Origin of the sequence: Sphingomonas zeae (assembly GCF_014197135.1) — a bacterium.
Lineage (GTDB): Bacteria > Pseudomonadota > Alphaproteobacteria > Sphingomonadales > Sphingomonadaceae > Sphingomonas > Sphingomonas zeae.
This window is the reverse complement of record NZ_JACIFA010000004.1, coordinates 163629-184833: the sequence shown is the minus strand read 5'-3', so window position 1 is coordinate 184833 and position 21205 is coordinate 163629. Positions and strand designations below refer to the sequence as shown.

23 protein-coding genes and 1 pseudogene are annotated in these 21205 nt (G+C 66.6%); 17 read left to right on the top strand and 7 right to left on the bottom strand.

The features are described from left to right. Positions 1-5: 5 nt before the first annotated feature. Positions 6-2750 (bottom strand): [protein-PII] uridylyltransferase, encoded by a 2745-nt coding sequence (locus tag GGR45_RS07910; protein ID WP_175311793.1) that lies wholly within the window; start codon positions 2748-2750, stop codon positions 6-8. A gap of 213 nt (positions 2751-2963) precedes the next feature. Here GGR45_RS07910 and GGR45_RS07905 point away from each other — a divergent pair, with 213 nt between their 5' ends. Genes GGR45_RS07905 through GGR45_RS07880 form a run of 6 tightly spaced genes read left to right on the top strand, consistent with a single transcriptional unit; the run spans position 2964 to position 7372 of the window. After that, positions 2964-4226, top strand: coding sequence for a glutamate-5-semialdehyde dehydrogenase (locus tag GGR45_RS07905; protein ID WP_175311632.1), 1263 nt, complete (start codon positions 2964-2966; stop codon positions 4224-4226). Continuing rightward, positions 4223-4822, top strand: a complete 600-nt coding sequence (locus GGR45_RS07900; protein WP_175311633.1) for a nicotinate-nucleotide adenylyltransferase — start codon at positions 4223-4225, stop codon at positions 4820-4822. Before GGR45_RS07905 ends, GGR45_RS07900 begins: the two co-directional genes overlap by 4 nt. Positions 4823-4834: 12 nt before the next feature. Next, positions 4835-5239: a ribosome silencing factor gene (gene rsfS, locus GGR45_RS07895; protein ID WP_175311634.1), complete on the top strand. Its 405-nt coding sequence runs from the start codon at positions 4835-4837 to the stop codon at positions 5237-5239. Positions 5240-5256: 17 nt separating this feature from the next. Beyond that, positions 5257-5679: a 23S rRNA (pseudouridine(1915)-N(3))-methyltransferase RlmH gene (locus tag GGR45_RS07890; RefSeq protein ID WP_175311635.1), complete on the top strand. Its 423-nt coding sequence runs from the start codon at positions 5257-5259 to the stop codon at positions 5677-5679. 2 nt (positions 5680-5681) lie between these two features. After that, entirely contained in the window at positions 5682-6857 is a 1176-nt protein-coding gene (locus GGR45_RS07885; protein ID WP_343051166.1) for a murein hydrolase activator EnvC family protein, read from the top strand. A gap of 53 nt (positions 6858-6910) precedes the next feature. Continuing rightward, positions 6911-7372, top strand: coding sequence for a hypothetical protein (locus tag GGR45_RS07880; RefSeq protein ID WP_175311636.1), 462 nt, complete (start codon positions 6911-6913; stop codon positions 7370-7372). A 27-nt stretch (positions 7373-7399) separates the two neighbouring features. Here the strand turns inward: GGR45_RS07880 and GGR45_RS07875 are convergent. Next, positions 7400-7483, bottom strand: a pseudogene (locus GGR45_RS07875). A 153-nt stretch (positions 7484-7636) separates the two neighbouring features. Here GGR45_RS07875 and GGR45_RS07870 point away from each other — a divergent pair. Genes GGR45_RS07870 through GGR45_RS07855 form a run of 4 tightly spaced genes read left to right on the top strand, consistent with a single transcriptional unit; the run spans position 7637 to position 10510 of the window. Then, the gene (locus GGR45_RS07870) at positions 7637-8986 is read left to right on the top strand and encodes a S41 family peptidase (protein WP_175311637.1); all 1350 of its coding nucleotides are present in this window, start codon (positions 7637-7639) and stop codon (positions 8984-8986) included. Positions 8987-8988: 2 nt separating this feature from the next. Next, the gene (locus tag GGR45_RS07865) at positions 8989-9483 is read left to right on the top strand and encodes a disulfide bond formation protein B (RefSeq protein WP_175311638.1); all 495 of its coding nucleotides are present in this window, start codon (positions 8989-8991) and stop codon (positions 9481-9483) included. Then, positions 9480-10022, top strand: coding sequence for a demethoxyubiquinone hydroxylase family protein (locus tag GGR45_RS07860; RefSeq protein ID WP_175311639.1), 543 nt, complete (start codon positions 9480-9482; stop codon positions 10020-10022). Before GGR45_RS07865 ends, GGR45_RS07860 begins: the two co-directional genes overlap by 4 nt. Before the next feature lie 23 nt (positions 10023-10045). Beyond that, positions 10046-10510, top strand: a complete 465-nt coding sequence (locus GGR45_RS07855; RefSeq protein ID WP_175311640.1) for a hypothetical protein — start codon at positions 10046-10048, stop codon at positions 10508-10510. Between the two features lie 48 nt (positions 10511-10558). On the opposite strand, the gene GGR45_RS07850 is transcribed toward GGR45_RS07855, so the two are convergent. Continuing rightward, positions 10559-11623, bottom strand: coding sequence for a Glu/Leu/Phe/Val family dehydrogenase (locus GGR45_RS07850; protein WP_175311641.1), 1065 nt, complete (start codon positions 11621-11623; stop codon positions 10559-10561). Positions 11624-11752: 129 nt separating this feature from the next. Here GGR45_RS07850 and GGR45_RS07845 point away from each other — a divergent pair, with 129 nt between their 5' ends. Beyond that, positions 11753-12223, top strand: a complete 471-nt coding sequence (locus tag GGR45_RS07845; RefSeq protein WP_175311642.1) for an Lrp/AsnC family transcriptional regulator — start codon at positions 11753-11755, stop codon at positions 12221-12223. Positions 12224-12484: 261 nt separating this feature from the next. Here the strand turns inward: GGR45_RS07845 and infC are convergent, their stop codons facing one another. From infC to GGR45_RS07825, 4 genes are all read right to left on the bottom strand, one after another. After that, the gene (infC, locus tag GGR45_RS07840) at positions 12485-13018 is read right to left on the bottom strand and encodes a translation initiation factor IF-3 (protein ID WP_175311643.1); all 534 of its coding nucleotides are present in this window, start codon (positions 13016-13018) and stop codon (positions 12485-12487) included. A 114-nt stretch (positions 13019-13132) separates the two neighbouring features. Further along, a complete protein-coding gene (gene thrS / locus GGR45_RS07835; protein ID WP_175311644.1) occupies positions 13133-15136 on the bottom strand; it encodes a threonine--tRNA ligase in 2004 nt (667 codons plus the stop codon). A gap of 96 nt (positions 15137-15232) precedes the next feature. Continuing rightward, positions 15233-15982, bottom strand: coding sequence for an EAL domain-containing protein (locus GGR45_RS07830; protein ID WP_175311795.1), 750 nt, complete (start codon positions 15980-15982; stop codon positions 15233-15235). A 263-nt stretch (positions 15983-16245) separates the two neighbouring features. Further along, positions 16246-17061 carry an LD-carboxypeptidase gene (locus tag GGR45_RS07825; protein ID WP_175311645.1) on the bottom strand — a complete coding sequence of 272 codons (816 nt, stop codon included), beginning with the start codon at positions 17059-17061 and terminating at the stop codon, positions 16246-16248. A 74-nt stretch (positions 17062-17135) separates the two neighbouring features. Here GGR45_RS07825 and GGR45_RS07820 point away from each other — a divergent pair, with 74 nt between their 5' ends. The 6 genes from GGR45_RS07820 (at position 17136) to GGR45_RS07795 (ending at position 21118) form a co-directional block, all read left to right on the top strand. Next, the gene (locus GGR45_RS07820; RefSeq protein ID WP_175311646.1) at positions 17136-18524 is read left to right on the top strand and encodes a UDP-N-acetylmuramate--L-alanine ligase; all 1389 of its coding nucleotides are present in this window, start codon (positions 17136-17138) and stop codon (positions 18522-18524) included. A 64-nt stretch (positions 18525-18588) separates the two neighbouring features. Then, positions 18589-18996 (top strand): hypothetical protein, encoded by a 408-nt coding sequence (locus tag GGR45_RS07815; RefSeq protein ID WP_175311647.1) that lies wholly within the window; start codon positions 18589-18591, stop codon positions 18994-18996. Then, positions 18993-19193 (top strand): helix-turn-helix transcriptional regulator, encoded by a 201-nt coding sequence (locus GGR45_RS07810; protein WP_175311648.1) that lies wholly within the window; start codon positions 18993-18995, stop codon positions 19191-19193. Before GGR45_RS07815 ends, GGR45_RS07810 begins: the two co-directional genes overlap by 4 nt. A gap of 61 nt (positions 19194-19254) precedes the next feature. Further along, positions 19255-19509, top strand: a complete 255-nt coding sequence (locus GGR45_RS07805) for a DUF6356 family protein (RefSeq protein ID WP_061780966.1) — start codon at positions 19255-19257, stop codon at positions 19507-19509. Between the two features lie 128 nt (positions 19510-19637). Then, positions 19638-20360 carry an alpha/beta hydrolase gene (locus tag GGR45_RS07800; protein WP_175311649.1) on the top strand — a complete coding sequence of 241 codons (723 nt, stop codon included), beginning with the start codon at positions 19638-19640 and terminating at the stop codon, positions 20358-20360. After that, a complete protein-coding gene (locus GGR45_RS07795; protein ID WP_175311650.1) occupies positions 20357-21118 on the top strand; it encodes a tetratricopeptide repeat protein in 762 nt (253 codons plus the stop codon). The genes GGR45_RS07800 and GGR45_RS07795 overlap by 4 nt, the downstream gene beginning before the upstream one ends. Positions 21119-21205: the final 87 nt, after the last annotated feature.

The window sequence follows — 21205 nt, the reverse complement described above, 5'->3', positions numbered from 1 at the left end:
GGAATCTAGGCTGCGATCTCCAGCGTCTCCCCCGCCGCCGCGCCGAGAAGCCGTTTCTCCAGCGTCTTCAGCCGCCCGCCATTGGTGATCTGATCCCCTGTCAGGTCGGTCAGGTAGAATACGTCGACCGCGCGCTCGCCATAGGTCGCGACATGGGCCGAGTGGATCGTCACCTTCGACTGGAACAGCGCATGAGCGAGTTGGTTGAGCAGCGCCGGGCGGTCGCGTGCATGGACCTCGACCACGGTGAAGCGATTCGACGCGCGATTGTCGATCAGGACGTTGGGCGCGATGGGGAAGGCGTCGGCGCGGGGCCTGGCATTGGGCTTGGCGACCAGCCGGTCGGCCAGCTTGCTGCGGTTGGCCAGCGCATCCTCGATCGCGCGACGCAGGCGGCTGAGCTGGCCCGGATCGTCGAAGGGGCGGCCAAGCGGGTCCTGGACCAAGAAATTGTCGATCGCCATGCCGTCGCGCGTCGTGTGGATGCGCGCGTCGATGATGTTGCCGCCCGCGACATGGATCGCACCCGCGATGCGGTAGAACAAGCCCGGATGGTCGGCGGCGTAGATCGATACGAGCGTCGCCCCGCGCTCGCCATAGACCTGCGCGTCGATCGACAGCTGCGCATCCCCTGCCGCCGCCATCTGTCGCGCGTTGTGCGCCAACACGTCCTCGGGCTCGGCAATCCAATAGGCTTCGGGCAGGCGGCGGACATGCGCCGCAAACTGTGCCTCGGGCCAGCCGAGCAACTCGCCCAGCCGCGCCTGCTTGGCGGCGATCCGTTCGGTTCGGCCGCGCTGCTTGTGGCCGAGCCGGAGAACCTCCTCGGCGGCGTCGTAGAGATCGGCGAGAAGTTGGCGCTTCCATCCATTCCAGGTGCCCGGCCCGACCGCGCGAATGTCGACGATGGTCAGGAGAAGGAGCAGGCGAAGCCGCTCGGGGCTCTGCACCGTCTCGCAGAAGTCGAGGATCGTCTTGAAGTCCGACAGGTCGCGCTTGAAGGCGGTGGCGGACATCAGCAGGTGCCAGCGAACCAGCCAGGCGACCGTCTCGGTCTCCGCTTCGCTCAGGCCCAAGCGCGGGCACAGGCGCTCGGCCACTTCCGCGCCCAAGATCGAATGGTCGCCGCCGCGCCCCTTGGCAATGTCGTGGAGCAGCACCGCGACATACAGCACGCGGCGCGAGACGATCTGGCCGATGATCGCCGAGGCCACGGGGTGTTCCTCGACCAGTTCCTGCCGCTCAATCCGGGCAAGCAGGCCGAGCGCGCGGATGGTGTGTTCGTCGACCGTATAGTGATGGTACATGTCGAACTGCATCTGTGCGACGACGCGGCCGAAGTCGGGCACGAAGCGGCCGAACACCCCCGCCTCGTTCATCCAGCGCAGCACCAGCTCCGGGTCGTGGCGGCTGGTCAGCACGTCGAGGAACAGGGCGTTGGCGCGCGGGTCACCCCGGATGTCGTCGGCCAGCTTGGCGTCGCGCGAGGCGGCCCGCACCGCCAGCGGATGCACCTCCAGCTCGTAACGGTCGGCAAGCTGGAAAATCTCGATCAGACGCACCGGGTCTTCCTGAAAAAAGTCGTCGCGCGGCAGGGCGAGGCGACCGCGATCCAGCACGAAGCCGTTCAGCCGGCGCGGGCGGCGGCGGATGGTGGGCAGGCCGAAGCGATGCCCGCGCGCCGCGAACCGCTCGTCCAGATGCGCCAGGAAGGCGCCGGTCAGTGCACCGACCGTCTTCACCTGAAGGAAATAGAGCTGCATGAACCGCTCGACCTTCGCCTTACCCGGCCGGTCGGAGAAGCGCATCCTCTCGGCAATCTGGCGCTGCACGTCGAAGGTGAGGCGATCCTCGGCGCGCCCCGTGATGGTGTGAAGGTGGCAGCGCACCGCCCACAGGAAATTGTCGGCGCGGTGGAATTGCCGATATTCCTCGCGGGTAAACAGGCCACGGTCGATCAGGTCGGCGGCGCGGTCGACGTCATAGACATATTTGCCGATCCAGAAGAGCGCGTGGAGATCGCGCAGGCCGCCCTTGCCTTCCTTGACGTTCGGCTCGACGACATAGCGGGTATCGCCCATCTTGCGGTGGCGCAGGTCGCGCTCGGCCAGCTTGTCGGCGATGAACTGGCGGTGGGTGTCGGTCTGGATCTCCGCCTTGAAGCGGCGCGAGGCCTCGTCATACAGCGCCTGGTCCCCGCACAGGAAGCGCCCCTCCAGCAGGGCTGTACGCACGGTCACATCGCCCTTGGCCTGGCGGATCATCTCATCGATCGAGCGGCTGGAATGGCCGACCTTCAGCCCCAGATCCCAGAGCGAATAGAGCATCGACTCGATGACCTGCTCGGCATGGGGCGTCTGTTTGAAGGGAGTGAGGAAGCCGATATCGACATCCGAATAGGGCGCCATCTCCCCCCGGCCATAGCCGCCCACCGCGATCAGGGTCAGCCGCTCGCCCGCCGTGGGGTTGCTCAAGGGGTAGAGCGTATCGGTGGTGAAGTCGAACAGCACCTTCAGCACCTGATCGGTCAGATAAGCCTGCGCCGCCGCCGCCTCCAACCCACGCGACGGGTGGAGCGAGAGCCGCCGCGCCACCTCCTGGCGCCCGGCGTCAAGTGCGGCGCGAAGGACCGGCGTGACAAGCGTGCGGCCTTCCGCCCCCGTAATCCCCAGCGCAGCGACCTGTTCGGCAAGTGCCCGGCGATCGACGATGGCGCGGCGGTTGGGGAGGGATTCGAAACGGCTGTGCATCGGGGCGTCATAGAGGATGGGTGTGAACAAATGGAGAGGCCACGACACATTCCTCCCCTGCGAGAAGATGGGGACCATGCGCCGCATGGTGGAGGGATATCCCGCTATCGAGAGGTGACACCTCTCCGTCGGGGCTGCGCCTGGCACCTCCCCTTGCCGGGGAAGAAGATTCAGATGCTTGGGTGCGTTCCCTTACCATGATACCGCCCGGGCATGGCCGAGCATCATGACATCCCCACCCTGATCGCCGACATGGGCCAGCGCGCCCGCATTGCCGCCGTCACGCTGGCGCAGATGCCGACCGACGCCAAGGCGAATGCCCTGCGCGCCGCCGCCGCCGCGATCCGTGTTGCAACCCCGGCTGTGCTGGAGGCCAATGCGCGCGACGTGGCCGCAGGGGCGGCGAACGGTCTCGGTTCCGCGATGCTTGACCGGCTGACGCTGGACGACGCCCGGATCGCCGGCATCGTCGCTGGTGTCGAGGCTGTGGCCGAGCTGCCCGATCCGGTCGGCGAGCGGATCGACGAGCGCACCCGGCCCAACGGCCTCCACCTCTCGCGCGTCCGCGTGCCGGTGGGGGTGATCGGTATTGTCTATGAAAGCCGCCCCAACGTCACGGTCGATGCCGCGGCGCTGTGTGCGATGGCGGGCAATGCCGCGATCCTGCGTGGGGGGACGGAGGCGGTGCACAGCAACCGCGCGCTCCACGCCGCCTTTGTCCAGGGCTGGACGGCGGCGGGCGGCCCGGCCGATGCGGTGCAGCTGGTCCCCACGACCGTCCGCGCGGCGGTCGGGGCGATGCTGGCGGCGGAGGGCCTGATCGACCTGTTGATCCCGCGCGGGGGCAAAAGCCTGGTCGCCCGGGTGCAGGCCGAGGCCAAGGTGCCCGTCCTCGCGCATCTCGACGGGATCAACCATGTCTATGTCGACGGCTCTGCCGATCACGCCATGGCGACCCGCATCGTGCGTGATGCCAAGATGCGGCGTACCGGCATTTGCGGCGCGATGGAGACGCTGCTGATCGACCAGGCTTACTGCCACCCCGCCGAACTAGTTGCGGCGCTGGTGCAGGCCGGATGTACGGTGCGCGGCGACGACGCGGTGCGCGAGATCGTCCCCGGCCTGGAAGCCGCGACCCCCGAAGATTGGGATACCGAATATCTTGACGCGGTTGCGAGCGTCGCCTTGGTCGACGGGGTCGGTGGCGCGATGGCGCATATCGCGGCGCACGGATCGCACCACACCGACGCGATCGTCGCCGAGGATGCGGGCGTTGCCGAGCGCTTCCTCGCCGAAGTCGACAGCGCGATCGTGCTTTGGAACGCCTCGACCCAGTTCGCGGACGGCGGCGAGTTCGGACTGGGCGCCGAGATCGGCATCGCCACCGGACGCCTGCACGCGCGCGGACCCGTCGCGCTGGAGGGGCTGACCACGTATAAATGGATCGGGCGCGGAACGGGCCAAATCCGAGGATGAAGATCGGTCTGCTCGGGGGGTCGTTCAACCCGGCGCATCGGGGGCATCGCCGGATCACGCTGGACGCGATGCGCGCGCTGGACCTGGATGAGGTCTGGTGGTTGGTATCGCCCGGCAATCCGCTGAAGGATGGCGCCAGTGACATGGCACCCTTTTCCGCGCGGCTCGCCTCGGCCGAGCGCATGGCCCGCCGCGCGCCGATCCGGGCGAGCGCGATCGAGCAGGATCTGCACACCCGCTATACCCTCGACACCGTCCGTGCGATCACCCGGCGTTACCCCGGTCACCGCTTTATCTGGTTGATGGGCGAGGATAATTTGCAGCAATTTCACCGGTGGCGCGGGTGGCGTTCGATTGCCCGCGCGATCCCGATTGCGGTTATCGACCGTCCGGGGTACAATGCGGTCGCCCACGCGACACCCGCGCTGGGCTGGTTCAGGCGTTTCCAGAGGCGTCCGGACCAGGCGAAGAACTGGACGATGTGGAGTTTGCCGGCCTTCGTGCTGTTGCGCTTCCGCCCCGACCCGACTTCCGCCACGGGCCTTCGGGCTCGCGATCCGGACTGGTTTCGGCATATGGGCCGGAACGTCCCCTGAACAGGAGCTCACTTGGCCACTTCCCCGCAATCGCCGCGTCCGTCCGATCCCGCCGAGGTGGAGGCGCTGCACCGCCTGATCCTCGCGTCGCTGGATGACGACCAGGCGGTGGAGACGATTTCGATCCCGCTCGCGGGCAAATCGTCGATTGCCGATTTCATGGTGATCGCCAGCGGTCGCTCGACCCGGCAGGTCGCCTCTATGGCGATGAAACTCTCCGAGAAGATCAAGGCCGAGTTCGGTCGCTCGGTCCGGATCGAGGGTCTGCCGACCGCCGACTGGGTGCTGATCGACGCGAACGACGTGATCGTCCACCTGTTCCGGCCCGAGGTTCGCACCTTCTACAATCTGGAGCGCATGTGGGCGTTCGGCGATGCGCCCACTCCGCCCGCCAGCCCGGCCGACCGCCAGCTCTGACGCTTTAGAGCCCGCCCGTGCTGCTGCATATCGTCGCGCGCGGGCGGATCGGCCGTTCGCCCGAGGCCGAACTGGTCGACCGCTATATCAAGCGGATCGGCTGGCCGACCAAGGTGACCGAACTCCCCGATACCGGCGGCAAGGTTCCAGCCCTGGAGGGCCAGGCGCGTCTGGTCCTGATGGACGAGAAGGGCGAGAACCTGACCTCGATGGATTTCGCGCGTCGGCTGGAGCGCTGGCGTGACGATGGCGTGCGCGAGTGCCGCTTCATGATCGGCGCGGCGGACGGGTTCGAGGATGCCGACCGGGCACGCGCCGACCTGCTCATCTCCTATGGCCGGGCGACCTGGCCGCACATGATGGCGCGTGCGATGCTGGCCGAACAGCTGTTCCGCGCGACCAGCATCCTCGCCAACCATCCCTATCACCGCGAAGGCTAGACGTGGTGTTGCGTCATGGGGCGCGGCGGCATGGCGTGCTGGCGCTGACGGCCCTGGCGCTGCTCGGCGCGACCGACATCGCCGGAGACCAGCGGCGGCTGGCCGAGGCCCGTGTGGGCGCGGCGGCGGCGCAGGCGCGCGCCCAGGCACTGGAGAGCCAAGCCGGGGTCGAGCGCAACGCCGCCGCCATCGCCCAGGCGAAGGAGCGCGCGATGGCAGCCCGCGTCGCGGCGGCGGAGGCCGAGGTGACGGCGGCGCGTGCCCGGGTCGATCTGGTCGCCGGGCTGCTGGAGCAACAACAGGCGAAACTGGCCAGGGCGCAGGCCCCGCTCGCGCATCTGCTGGCCGCGATGCAGAGCATGGCGGCGCGTCCCCCGCTGGCGGCGGTGGCGCAGCCGGGCTCGGTCGCCGATCTGGCGCATGTCCGCGCGGTCTTCGCCACCGTCGCCCCCGTCATCGCCCAGCGTTCCGCGACCGTTCGCGCCGAACTCGCCGCCACCCGACGGGTGCGTGCGCAGGTGACGGTGGCGGCGCGCGCGCTGGCGGCGACCACCACCAAGCTGGAGAGCGAACGCCAGGCGCTGGCCAAGCTGGAGGCGAGCCATCGCGGTCGCGCCGAAGCGCTGGGCCAGGTCGCGATCGACGAATCCAACCGCGCACTGGCGCTGGGCGAGGCGGCGCGCGACATCGTCGACCGCATGGCCGAACGCGGCGAGGCGCGGGCGACGGCGGGGGACCTGATCGCGCTGCCCGGCCCCGTCTCGCGTCCGCTCGGCCCCGGCGTCATGGGGCCGGTGATCGCGCCGGGCACCTATCGCCTGCCCGTGCGCGGGCGGGTCGCGGGCGGCTTCGGCGAGATTTCGGATTCGGGCGTGCGGGCGCGCGGCATCACCCTGTCCACCGTTCCCTATGCGCCGGTCGCCGCGCCCGCAGACGGCGAGGTCCGCTATGCGGGCGCGTTTCGCGGCTATGGCGGCATCGTCATCCTGAATCACGGCACCGGCTGGACCAGCTTGGTGACCGGGTTGGACGGTATCGCGGTCAAACCGGGGCAGCACGTCGCGGCGGGCGCGGTGCTCGGCCGGGCGGGGCGGGGCGGCAACGGGGTCGAGCCGCGCGTGACCGTGGAATTGCGCCGCGACGGCCGCCCGATGGATATCGCCGCGATCCTGGGGTGAGGGTGATTGCCTTCTGGATGGTGTGCATCATCTCTAGGCGGTAAGTGTTTGCGATGCTCACTCCCTTTTTGCTTGTCGCCATGGTCCTCGCCGAAGTGTCCGGGCTACCGCAGCCCGCACGCCAGCAGGCGCTGATGAACGAGATTGAGGGGATCGTGGTGCTGCCCCAAGGTGCCAGGCCGCTGGCGTCCTATGGTCGGAACTATGCGTTGTCTGGACCCGATAAGGTTGTGGCCACCTATCTGTTGCCATCGCCGTCGATTGACTTCAGTCAGGGGTGCGAAGAGATGCTGGCGGACTTCAGTTCCCGACCTTGCGCCAAGGGCGAGATAAAGGCGCAAGTGCGATTGGATGCACGGCGCAAAGCGGCGGAAACGCCCGCTGGCAAGAGACGCTGGCATCAAAGTGCCAAGGCGCTCCCTCGCATCAACGACGGCGGATGCATGCAGGTCAACGTCGAGTATGAAATCTCGACACGCCGCGTCATGACGGTTTCCTGCAACGGTCAGGCATAGCGACCGCGCTGCGCCGTGGCCCGATATGGCCAGCGGCGGGGATCGAACCCGCACCCCGACGATTGCCGAGGATCGCTGCGGCGATACGTCTACCGATTCCGTCACGCTGGCGGCATTCCATAGCATGGAACGAGGAAAGGCGGACCGCTGTCGGTTCTCGACAGTCCCCACCATCCGCTCACCCCCCGTTCAGCACGGTTGCGCTTTGATTGCGTCCGGCTTCCCGCTACACAGGCGGATCGCTTATCTGGTCCAGGACCCTCGATGCCCCGTTCGTTTGTGAAGCGTCCGCTTCTGACTGCTACTGCCCTTGTCGGCGCGCTGGCCATGGTGCCGATCACGACCTCCGCGATGGCGGCGGTGGACAGCTCGACCGTTCGCCAGTTCGACCGGTTCCTCGACGTGTATAACCGGATCAAGGCCGATTATGTCGACAAGGTCGACGACGACACGCTCATCAAGGGCGCGATCCAGGGGATGCTGGCGGCGCTCGATCCGCATAGCAGCTATGTCGATGCGCTCGACTTCGACAATCTGAAGATCCAGACCGAGGGCAATTATGGGGGCCTGGGCCTGACCGTCTCGATGGAGGATGGCGCGATCAAGGTCATCGCGCCGCAGGAGGACACGCCCGCAGGCCGCGCAGGTGTGAAGTCGGGCGACTACATCACGCACATCGACGGCAAGCTGATCTATGGCCAGTCGCTGGACGAGGCGATCGGCCAGATGCGCGGCAAGCCGGGCACCAAGATCAAGCTGACCATCGTCCGCCCCGGCCGCGACAAGCCGATCGAGCTGACCCTGACCCGCGAGGTCATCGTCCAGCGCCCGGTCAAGTGGGAGGTGAAGGGCGATGTCGGCTATATCAACATCAACACCTTCTCCGAGAATACCGGCGCCGACACGCGGGCTGCGATCATGGCGATCGACAAGGCGCTGGGCCATCGGCCGCTGGGCTATGTCGTCGATCTGCGCGACAATGGCGGCGGGTTGCTGACCCAGGCGATCGCGGTCAGCGACGCGTTCCTCGATCATGGCGAGATCGTGTCGCAGCGCGGCCGCGAGAAGTCGGATATCGAGCGCTATTATGCCAAGCCCGGTGACGATGCGCATGGCCTGCCCGTCATCGTGCTGACCAATTCCGGCACCGCCTCCGCCTCCGAGATCGTCGCGGGTGCGCTCCAGGATCATCACCGCGCGATCGTCATGGGAGAGCGCAGCTTCGGCAAGGGTTCGGTGCAGACGCTGCTGCCGCTGGGGCCGGAGACGGCACTCCGACTGACCACCGCGCGCTATTACACCCCCTCGGGCCGCTCGGTGCAGGAGGGCGGGATCGAGCCGGACATCAAAGTGCCGCAGATTTCCGACCCCGATTACAAGACGCGCCCCGTCTTCCGCGAGGCCGATCTGCGCCGCCACCTGATCAACGAGGTGAAGGCCGACAATTCGATCCTGGAAGAGGATACCAAGACCGATCCGCGCTTCGCCGCCACGCCCGAGGCGCTGAAGAAGCAGGGGATCGAGGACTTCCAGCTCTATTACGCGCTCAAGACCGTAGCGCGGCTGGGCGGCCCGGCCCAGGTCGCCGCCGCCACCAAGCCGCCGGTGAAGTGACGATGGCGACCCCCCGTACCCGAAACGAGCGGCTGGCCAATATCATCGCCTTCGCCTTGCCCGCGGCGCTTCTTGCGGGTGCCTGGGCCAGCCAACTGATCGGCGGCCTTTACCCTTGCGAGATGTGCCATTGGCAGCGCTGGCCGCATTACGCCGCGCTTGTCCCGGCGCTGATCGCCTTCTTCGTACCCCAGCGCAGCATCCGGGGATCGCTTGTCGTACTGGCGGCGTTGTTGATTGCGGTGTCGGGGGCGATCGGCGTCGCCCATGCCGGGGTGGAATATGGCTGGTGGCAGGGCTTTACCGCCTGCACCTCGACGGTGAATTTCACGGGCGGGAGCGCCGCCGACCGGCTGAATGCGATTCTGAAGGCGCCGGTCATCCGCTGTGATGTGGCGCAATGGACTCTGGGCGGGATTTCACTGGCCGGGTTCAACGCCATCTTGTCGCTGGGTGGCGCGGTGGGGATCCTGTTGTTGATGAGGAAGGTGCAATGAGCCAGCTTCGCTGGATGCCGGGCGACCGGCGTGAATCGACGAAGGCGATGGTCCGGGTCGACCAGGCCGGGGAATATGGCGCGACCCGCATCTATGCGGGGCAACTGGCGGTGCTGGGCGACCGGCATCCCTTTTCACGCGCGATCCACCACATGGCCGAGCAGGAAGAGCGGCACCGCGCCTTTTTCGACCGGCTGATCGCCGAGCGCCGCGTGCGCCCGACGCTGTTCCAGCCCTTTTGGGACAAGGCGGGCTTTGCGCTGGGCGCGATCACCGCCGCGATCAGCCCGAAGGCGGCGATGGCCTGCACGGCCGCGGTCGAAACCGAAATCGACAAACACTATCAGCAACAGCTCGAACAGCTGGGCGACAGCGATCCGGAACTGTCCGAGGCGATCGCCGATTTCCAGGCCGAAGAGTTGGAGCATCGCGACCATGCGCTGGGCGCCGGCGCGCAGGAGGCGTTCGCCTATCCGGTGCTTTATGGATTGATCCGGGCAGGCTGCAAGGTCGCGATCGCCGCGGCCAAGCGAATCTGACGCGGACGAGCGGGAGAGAGAGGATGATGAACCGCCCCTGGGCCATCGCCACGCTGGTGGTTTTCGCGAGCGCGAGCCCCGTGACGGCGCAACAGATAGCCGCCCCCGGCGCGATCAAGGCCAAGCCGATCGAGGCGCCGGGTGAGGTATCGCGCAACGCGCCGGTCAACGGCGTGCTGACCCTGTTCGGCAACGAGCGCTGTCCGACCGACAATAACGGCAACGAGATCGTCGTCTGCGTCCGCCGCGGCGCCGAGGAGCAGTTCCGCGTGCCCAAAGAGCTGCGCGAGCTTCAGGTGACGCCCGAGAATGAAAGCTGGGCGGCGCGGGCGACGGGCACGCTGAACGAAGGTGCGGGCGTGAACAGCATTGGCAGCTGTTCGGCGGTCGGCGCGGGCGGCGCGACCGGCTGCTTCGTCCAGCGCGCGCGGGAAAACCGGGCCGTCAACGCCCAGCGCAGGCGCGACGAAGAACCGCCCAATCCCTAATAGCCCATTCCCCCTGCAAGGGGGGAATGGGATGAATGTCGTGGACGACTAAGCCGCCGCCTGCGCACGCGAAACCTGAGAGATTCGTTCCAGTGCCAATGCGCGCGCGGCTTCGTCGGGCGTGATGCCATTTTGATCGGCCAGCGCCAGAACGGCCGCCATCTTCTGGCCCACCGCCATGACCCGCCGCTCGACCTCGGGTGTGGACCAGCCCAGATATTCGCCCGCGACGTTGATGATCCCGCCCGCATTGACGAGGAAATCGGGCGCATAAAGCACATCGCGTTCGGCCAGTCGGGTGGCGAGGTCCTCGCCGGCCAGCTGATTATTGGCCGCGCCACACACCACGCTTGCGCGCAACTGCGCGACCGTCTCGGCGTCCAGCACCCCACCCAGCGCACAAGGGGCCAGCACGTCGACGCGAGCGGACAACAACGCGCGGCTGCTCATCACCATCGCGCCGAACCGGTCGGCGGCGCGTGCTGCGACATCGCTGCGGGGCTCCGCGACGATCAGCTTCGCCCCCTGTGCGTGAAGCAATTCGCACAACGCATAGCCGACATGGCCCAGCCCCTGCACCGCGACGGTCAGGTCGGACAGGTCGGCGCCCAGCTGCCGATCGACCGCGACGCGCATCGCTTCCAACACGCCCAGCGCGGTCCATGGCGAGGGATCACCGCCAGGCTTCTGGCCCGAGGCGGGCAACCCAGCGACATGACGCGTCCGGGTGGCCACCTCCGCCATGTCCGCCACGCTCGTTCCGACGTCTTCGGCCGTGACATAGCGCCCCTGCAGCTCGGCCACCTGACGACCAAAGGCGCGAAACAGCGCGGCCCGGTCGAACGGACGCTGGGGCACACGGATCACCGCCTTGCCCCCGCCAAAGGGCAGATCCGCAAGCGCGTTTTTCAGCGCCATGCCTTCGGCGAGGCGTAGCGCATCGACGGTCGCGGCGCGGTCGTCGGGGTAATGCCACAACCTGCATCCACCGGCAGCCGGGCCGAGCGCGCTCGAGTGCAGAACGATGACACCGCTCGCACCACTGTCCCTGTCATGAAAGGTCACCACCTCTTCGGGCGGCAGGCTCTGTCGGTCTTGGACGGGGCGAAGCATCGGTCATATTCCTCAAACTGTCTCTGCCGTCCGAATAGCCCAGGCCGTGAGGCGAATCTGATCCGATTTGTTAGGCATTCAGACGATATCGGGTTATATTATCCTAGAAATAAGCCATTCACGAAAAATATGACGCAAGAGCTCGATATTTGGGAACGCCGCATCCTCGCTCTGCTCCAGGAGGATGCCAGCCTATCCACGGCCGCGATCGCCGAAGCGGTGGGACTTTCGGCTTCGCCGTGCTGGCGACGGATCGACCGGCTGGAGCGAGACGGCATCATCAAGCGTCGGGTCGCGCTGGTCGACCGGGCGAAGGTCGGATTGAAGGCGCAGATCTTCGCGCAGGTGAAGCTCAACGCCCATGGCCGCGCCAATCTCGACGAGTTCACCGCCGCGATCCGTGAGGTGCCGGAGGTGATGGAATGCCATGTGCTGATGGGCTCGGTCGACTTCATGCTCCGGATCGTCGCAGCGGATATCGAATCCTATGAGCGGCTGTTCTTCGAACGGCTGTCCAACCTCCCGGGCGTGCAGGAGATCAACTCGACGGTGGCGCTGTCCGAGATCAAATCGACGACGTCATTGCCGATCCTGCCATAGCGGGCGGCATTCTTTTTGCCTTTTCATCGAAACAGGCTTTGGGGGAAATCGGGTGCCTTCGGCTTCGGTCCGGCCGCAGCGAATTGCGGGGACGAACAATCCCGTCCCTCCATCCTCGTCGCGGTCTCGCGGCTGCGCGTAACCCCGGACGGCTTTGCGTCACTGTGCGAGCGCAAGACGAAAACCCCCGAAAGCTCGAAAGCCCGGGGGTTTCATCAGCATCCGATGACTTAGGGGCTTAAACCCCCGAGTCGGGTCCGATCACTTCGGCGCCAGGACCATCAGCATCTGGCGACCTTCCATGCGCGGATAGGCTTCGACCTTGGCGGTTTCTGCCATCGCCTCGGCGACGCGCTGGAGCACCGCCATGCCGAGCTGGCCATGGCTGAGTTCGCGACCGCGGAAGCGCATGGTGACCTTCACCTTGTCGCCCTCGCCGATGAATTCCGCCACCTTCTTCATCTTGGTGTCGTAATCATGGTCGTCGATGTTCGGACGCATCTTGATCTCCTTGATCTCCTGCGTCTTCTGCGACTTGCGGGCGAGATTCGCCTTTTTCTGCGCCTCGTACTTATATTTGCCGACGTCGAGGAACTTGGCGACGGGCGGGTCGGCGTTGGGCGACACTTCGACCAGGTCGAGGCCGAGCTCCTGGGCCTGCGCCATCGCTTCGCGCGTGTACATCACGCCGAGATTCTCGCCCTCATGGTCGATCACGCGAACCTTGGGGCTTTGAATCCACTCGTTGAACCGAGGACCGTTCATCGGCGGCGCCTGCATCGGACGGCGCATCATGGGAGGACGTATGGGTATTTCTCCTGTGGCAATTGCGATTTCAATATAAGCGATCGGACCCGAATTTGAAAGGGCGAGACAAACGTCCCGCCCTTTCCTTCAACCCGTGATGTTTCAGCCGCGCAGATCGGGCGGAGTCGCCTCGTCGCGCAGCATGGCGATGGCATCTTCGAGGGTCATGATCTCCTGCGCCTGGCTGCCCAGGCGGCGGACGGCGACCTTGCCTTCCTCGGCCTCGCGCTTGCCGACGACCAGCAGCACAGGCACCTTGGCGACCGAGTGCTCGCGCACCTTGTAGTTGATCTTCTCGTTGCGCAGATCGGTCTCGACGCGGATGCCCGCCGCCGCCAGCTTGGCCGCCGCTTCTTCCGCATAGCCGTCCGCGTCCGACACGATGGTCGCGACCACCGCCTGCACCGGCGCCAGCCAGACGGGGAAGCGGCCGGCATAATGTTCGATCAGGATGCCGATGAACCGCTCATACGATCCGAAGATCGCGCGGTGGAGCATGATCGGGCGATGCCGCTCGCCATCCTCGCCGATATAGGATGCGTCGAGTCGCTCGGGCAGGACGCGATCGGACTGGATGGTGCCGACCTGCCAGGTGCGGCCGATCGCGTCGGTCAGGTGCCATTCCAGCTTGGGCGCATAGAATGCCCCCTCACCCGGCAGCTCTTCCCAGCCATATTGCTCGGTGGCGAGGCCCGCCGCGACGACCGCGTTGCGCAGTTCCTCCTCGGCCATGTCCCACATCTCTTCGGTGCCGAAGCGCTTTTCGGGGCGCAGCGCCAGCTTGATCGAATAGGTGAAACCGAAATCCTTGTAGATCCGGTCCGCCAGTTCGCAGAAGGCGCGGACTTCCTCGACGATCTGGTCCTCGCGGCAGAAGATATGCGCGTCGTCCTGGGTGAACTGGCGCACGCGCATCAGGCCGTGCAGCGCGCCGTGCGGCTCGTTGCGGTGGCAGCAGCCATTCTCATAGAAACGCAAGGGCAGGTCGCGGTACGACTTGATCCCCTGGCGGAAGATCAGGACATGCGCCGGGCAGTTCATCGGTTTCAGCGCCATCCACTGCGCGTCGTCCGACACCAGCGGGCCTTCATCCTCGACGTTGGGCACCTCGTCGGGGATCACGAACATGTTTTCGCGATACTTGCCCCAATGGCCCGACTGTTCCCACTGGCGCGCGTCCATCACCTGCGGCGTCTTGACCTCGCGATAGCCGGTGGCGTCGATCGCGCGGCGCATATAGGCCTCCAGCTCGCGCCAGATGCGATAGCCCTTGGGGTGCCAGAAGACCGAGCCATGCGCTTCCTGCTGGAGGTGGAACAGATCCATCTCGTTGCCCAGCTTGCGATGGTCGCGCTTGGCGGCTTCCTCCAGCCGGGTCAGATGCTCGGCCAGCTGCTTCTTGTTCAGCCAGCCGGTGCCGTAGATGCGGCTGAGCATCGCGTTCTTCTGGTCGCCGCGCCAATAGGCGCCCGACACGCGGGTCAGCTTGAAGGCATTGGGGTCGAGCTTGCCGGTCGAGGCCAGATGCGGCCCGCGGCACATGTCGAGCCACGCATCCTCGCCCTTGCCCGCACGATAGACGGTCAGTTCCTCGTCGTCGGGCAGTTCGGCGGCCCATTCGGCCTTGAAGCTTTCCCCTTGCGCCTTCCAGCGTTCGATCAGTTGCTCGCGGGTCCAGACCTCGCGGATCAGCGGCTCGTCCTTCGCGATGATCTTGCGCATCTCGGCCTCGATCGCGGGCAGGTCCTCCTCGGTGAAGGGCCGGTCCTTCGGCGCGAAGTCGTAATAGAAGCCGTCGTCGGTCGCGGGGCCGAAGGTGATCTGCGTGCCGGGGAACAGCGCCTGCACCGCCTCGGCCAGCACATGCGCATAGTCGTGGCGGGCGAGTTCGAGCGCATCGGCCTCGTCCTTCGCGGTCACCAGCGCGAGAGCGGAATCGCCGTCGAATGGCCGCATGATATCGCGCAGCTCGCCATCGACACGCGCCGCGATCGCCGCCTTGGCGAGGCCCGGCCCGATCGCGGCGGCGATGTCCGCGGGGGTAGTTCCGGGCGCGACCTCACGGACGGAACCGTCGGGCAGCGTGATACGGAACATCGCGGACATGGATACTCTCTTCGATAATTATGGGTCATACGCCAGCGGAGCCCGGCGCGAGGGGCTCTATAGGGAAGAATCCCCGGCAGGTATATGGGGTGGCGGTCAGGCGTGCGCCCGGATCTCCGGTAGCTGCTCCAGCGCAGGCCGGGCATACCAATAGCCCTGGTGATAGCGGACGCCGAGTTCGTTCAGCGTCGCCGCCTCCGCCGCCGTCTCGATCCCCTCGGCGATCAGCAGCGTGTCGAGTTCGGCGCACATGCCGACCATGGCGCGCACGATGGCGCGGCGGCGGGGATCGGTGTCGATGTCGCGGACCAGCTCCATGTCCAGCTTCACCTCGTCGGGGGCGAAGCGGACGAAGCGGTCCAGCCCCGAATGGCCTGCGCCGAAATCGTCGATCGCGACCGAAAAGCCGATCTGCTTATAAGTGTCGATGATGCCCGCGACATGCTCGGGCGAGCCCATCTGCTCATTCTCGGTGAATTCGAAGATCAGCCGGTCGATCGGCAGCCCCTCGGCCCGGGCGGTGCGCAACGTCAGCTGGATGCAGGCCATCGGCGAGTAGACGGCGTTGGGCAGGAAGTTGATCGACAGCCGCGCGTTGCTGTCCATGATCCCGGCCGCCATCGCGGTTTCGATCGCCTTCACCCGGCACGCCTGGTCGAAGGAATAGCGGTTCGCCTCGGTCACCTGCGACAGCACGCTATAGGCGCTCTCGCCGTCAATCCCCCGGATCAGCGCTTCATAGGCAAAGGGACGGCCGGTCGCGGTGTCGACGATCGGCTGATACGCCATCGCGAAGGGGATTTCGAAATCGATACCGTCGCGGCATCCGCTGCAGATTTTGCGCATTTCCATCTGGGCGAACCTACGCGCCAATGGTTAACGCGATGCCTCATAACGTTTTTCCCGCGAAAAGGAGCGGCGCCGCCATGGCTGGCCTGGCCGCCCTTGCGACCCGGGCCACTGTGCGCGCCATGTCTCGAGCGTCATCCGATCCGGCGGCGGGCCGTACCCAGGTCCGACATCAGGTTCCGACACGGCGAGCGCGTCCGTCGGCGGCAGTCCTGGCAGGGCGGTTGGCCATGACGTCTTCAGGACCCCGCCTCTTTCCCTCACGCAATCCCGAACGGCACCAGATGATTGTCCTGTATGTGCCCGATGCGCGCGCGCCCCAGATAGGGCACGCCCATCTCGGTGCACCAGCGCTGGATCATGAACTCCAGCGTCTCGCCCCATTCGGGTTCGTTGGGCTGCACATTGCTGACCGCGCCCAGTCGCACGCCCGCCACGCCCTTTAGCTGGGTGGCATTCGCCATGGTGAACAGCATCCGGTCGACCGCATACATATGCTCCGACACCTCCTCGATGATGAGGACATGGTCGGTCAGGTCGGGAAGCCAGGGCGTGCCGATCAGCGCATGGAGGATCGACAGGTTGAACGCCGCCGCCGGACGGCCGTCCAGGCCCGGCTCCAGCCCCTGCCGGTCGCCGCTGGTGAACCAGCCGAGCGAGCGCGCCACCGTCACATCACCTTGCTGCCGCCTTATGTCGCTCGCCATCGGCCCGTGCACCGGCCGCCCGATCCGCCGGGCATAGAGCGCGCCCAGCACGAAGCCCAAGTCGGAGTATCCGATATAGGTCTTGTGCCCTGCCGCCGCGTTCAGATTCGGCATGACCCGCGACAATATGCGGTTCGATCCATATCCCCCGCGCAGGAACCAGATCGCGTCGATGCCGGGATCATTGGCGAACTCCAGAAAGGCCGAGGCGCGGCGTTCGTCATTCCCGGCGAAATGCCCGTCCTGCTCATAGCATTGCGGATGGAAAATCAGGTCGACGTCCGGATAGGCGATCGCGGCAAAGGCGCTGACCGGTGCTTCGGCGGCGGGGTTGCCGATGCTGGCGGGCGCGAGGATTCCGATCTTCATGTCAGCGCGTCCCCTTGTATCCCCATCCGGCCGGGCATTGCCCTGTGCCGCAGAACCGCCGATAGCGTGGGCTTATGACCAACGGCAATTCCTGTTTTCTGGTGGGTATCGGCGGATCGGGGATGATGCCGCTGGCGATGATCCTGCGTGCGCGTGGATGGACGGTTGCGGGTTCCGATCGTGGGCTCGACCAGGGCCGCGTCGCGGCGAAGTTCGAGGCGCTGCGGGCCGCCGGCATCGCGCTCTACCCGCAGGACGGATCCGGCGTCACTTCGCCCGATCAGCTCGTCATCGCCTCGGCGGCGGTCGAGGAGACGGTGCCCGACATCGTCGCCGCCAACCGGCTGGGCTGTCCCCGCGCCACCCGGGCGCAGATGCTGGCCAGCCTGTTCAACGACAGCAAGCTCCCCATCGGCGTGGCCGGGACCAGCGGCAAGTCGACCGTCACCGGCATGATCGCCTTCATCCTGCACCAGACGGGCCGCGATCCGACCGCGATGAACGGCGCGGTGATGAAGGATTTCGTCTCGCCCGACAGCCCCTTTGCCAGCGCGCTGGTCGGCGGCGGCGACGCGTTCGTCAGCGAAGTGGACGAAAGCGACGGCTCGATCGCGCTCTACAACCCCGCCATCGCGGTGCTGAACAATGTCAGCCTCGACCACAAGTCGCTGGAGGAATTGCGCGACCTGTTCGGCGGCTTCGCAACGCGCGCGGCGCATGTCGTTGCCAATGCGGGCGATGCGGAAACGGCGGCGCTGCTCGCCGACCTGCCCAACCTCACCACCTTCGCGGTGGAGGGCGCGGCCGATCTCGTCGCCGAGGCGCTGAAGCCCGAACCCTTTGCGATCAGCTTCGACCTGATCACCGGGGGGGCAGGCTATCATGTCCGGCTGTCGGTGCCGGGCCGCCACAATGTCTCCAACGCGCTGGCCGCGATCGGCGCCAGCGTGGCGGCGGGCGTGCCCCTGATCGACGCGATCCGCGCAGTCGAGCGCTTTACCGGCCTGAAGCGCCGGTTCGAAAAGGTCGGCATGGGCGGCGGCGTGACCGTCATCGACGATTTCGGCCACAACCCCGACAAGATCGCCGCGACGCTGGACACGCTCCACGCCTTTTCCGGGCGGTTGCTGATCCTGTTCCAGCCGCATGGCTATGGCCCGCTCAAGGTCATGCGCACCGAGCTGGTCGATAGCATCGCCGCGCGGATGAAGCCGGAAGACGTGCTCGTCCTGCCCGACCCGGCCTATTTCGGCGGTACCGTGGCACGCGAAGTGACCAGTGCCGACATCGTCGCCGACCTGCGCGTGCGGGGTATCGACGCCCGCCACATCGCCGACCGTGCCGAGGCGGCGGCGGCGCTGGTGGCGGAGGCGCGGCCGGGCGACCGCATCGTGGTGATGGGCGCGCGCGACGATACGCTCAGCCTGTTGGCGCAGGACATAGTAGACCAACTTGCCACGTAAAGGACGCTTGACGTAAAGCGAACTTTCCATGTAAAGCCTCCTTCACATTCGAAGGAGGTTCGTCATGTCCCTACGCCCTGAAATGAAGCGCTATACCTATCGCCTGCTCCTGACCTTCTGCGTGTACGCTATTGCGCTGGTGGGGGCGAATATGTGGTTCCGCCATGCACCGCCCTCGGGCTTGCTCGCCTATGTCGTCGCTATATTGCCCGCACTGCCGATCATGGGTGTCTTCGTCGTGATCGGCCGGTTGCTGGTCGAGATGCGTGACGAATATGTCCGTATGCTCATGGTCCGACAGTCGCTGATCGCGACCGGCTTTGCCCTGTCCGTATCCACCGCCTGGGGATTTCTGGAAGGCTTTGGGCTGGTCGAGCATGCGCAGGGCTATTGGACGACCGTCCTGTGGTTTGCGGGACTGGGGCTGGGCGGCTGCTTCAACGCCTTGACCGAATGGCGGGCGGCGCGATGAACAACCACCTGCGCACCCTGCGCGCCGAGCGCGGCTGGAGCCAGCAGGATCTGGCCGAGCGGCTGGACGTCAGCCGCCAGAGCGTCAATGCGATCGAGACGGGGCGCTATGATCCGTCGCTCCCCCTGGCCTTCAAGATCGCCGAACTGTTTGCTTGCGCGATCGAGGACATCTTCGTCAGTCCCTCCAAAGGCTGATTTGGCCAATTCCCATCACCGTGATAGGATCGGCGCGAACGGCCCTAGGAGAACGCCCGTCATGTTCCGCCGCCTGTTTACCGAACATCCCGAAAGCGTCGGCGAAAGCTATGTCGAGCATTTCGGCGTCGCGGCGCGTTTCGGGGGCATCATGATCGTCGGCGGGCTGGGCGCGATCGTCCATGCGGTGGTGCCGGGGCTGTGCACCACCACGGGCAGCGACACCGTGGCGCGGCTTCATGCCGAGATGGTGGCCAAGCGGCGCAAGAAACAGGCCGCGCAGGCGCAGATGAAGAGTGTGGAATATGTGATCTGAGCGGAGGGATGGCCCGTCCACCACCGCTTCGCGGCGGTCCGTTCAGCCTGAGCGAAGAGGGGGGATTGGCGGGCGGTGATTCTGACCGTCGGGTTTCCATTCCCTCGCCCGCATCCTAAATCCCGGTCATGACCGACACCCCCCGCCCCAAGCTCGCTTACAATTGGACGCCGGGCATCGGCCCCGCGATCGTCTTCCTGCCGGGCTATGCCTCGGACATGCAGGGGTCGAAGGCGGTGGCGTTGGAGGCATGGGCCAAGGCCAACGGCCGGGCGTTCCTGCGCTTCGACTATGGCGGCTGTGGCGAATCGGAGGGCGCGTTCGAGGATCAGGCGCTGGCCGACTGGCGGGACGACGTCGTCGCGATGCTCGACAATGTGGTGAAGGGTCCCGCCATACTGGTCGGGTCGTCGATGGGCGGCTGGCTGATGCTGCTCGCCGCGCGGGCTCGGCCGGATCAGGTCCGGGCACTCGTCGGCATCGCGCCCGCCCCCGACTTCACCGACTGGGGCTTTTCGGAAGGCGAGAAGATGACGATCCTCCAGGCCGGGCGGCTGGAGCGGGCCAATCCTTACGGCCCCGCCCCCACCGTCTATACCCGCCGTTTCTGGTCGTCGGGGGAGGCCAACCGGCTGACGTTCGGCCCGATCGCGTTCGACGGGCCGGTACGTCTGCTCCAGGGGATGGCGGATCCCGATGTGCCGTGGAACCGGACCACCCATCTGGCGCAGCTGTTCCGTTCAGCCGATGTGCAGACTGTTTTGATCAAGGACGGAGACCACCGGCTGTCGCGTGAGGCCGACATCGCGCTGCTGATCCGGGCCGTCGAGGACGTGTTGCACTGCCTATGATCCTGTTTCCCCTGGCGCTTGCCGCCGCCGTCCAGTCCGCGCCCAAGACGCCGCCCCTCCCCAGCGATCCACGCGAGGCGCGCTATCAGCGCTGCGTCACGCTGGCCGAGCGCGATCCCGCCGCTGCCAAGATCGAAGCGGGCAAGTGGCGACTGGCGGGCGGCGACTATTTCGCGCAGCAATGCCTGGGGCTGGCCTTCGCGACCGAGCGGAACTGGAGCGCCGCCGCTAGTGCCTTTGAACAGGCCGCCCGCGCCGCCGAGACCGCGCATGACGTGCGCGCCGCCAATTACTGGGCGCAGGCGGGCAACGCTTTTCTGGCGGCAGGCGATGCCACTCACGCCCGTTCCGCGCTGGATGCCGCACTGGCGGCGGGCGAGCTGAGTGGCTTTGCGCTTGGCGAAGCGCAGCTCGACCGCGCTCGTGCCTCGGTCGCGGGCGGGCAGATGGCCGCGGCGCGGGTCGATCTGGATGCGGCGCTGACCCATGCCCCCGCCGATCCGCTCGCCTGGCTGCTCTCGGCAACGCTGGCACGGCGAATGAAGGACTTGCCCCGTGCGCAAAAGGACATCGCCCAGGCGCTGGCCCGTTCCGCCGACGATGCCAGCGTCCAGCTGGAGGCGGGTAACATCGCCGCCGTCGCGGGCGACGAAGCGGGTGCGCGCAAGGCGTGGAGCGAGGCCGCCCGCCTGTCCCCCCCCGACAGCCCGATCCGCGCCGAAACCGCCAAGGCGCTGTCGCAATTTCCGTCCCGCTGATCGCTTATCGTACGTAAAGGTCCGGTATCTCCGATCGGGATAGCATAGCCCACCCCCGCCCGAACGGCCCCGTTGAACAGGCAGAAC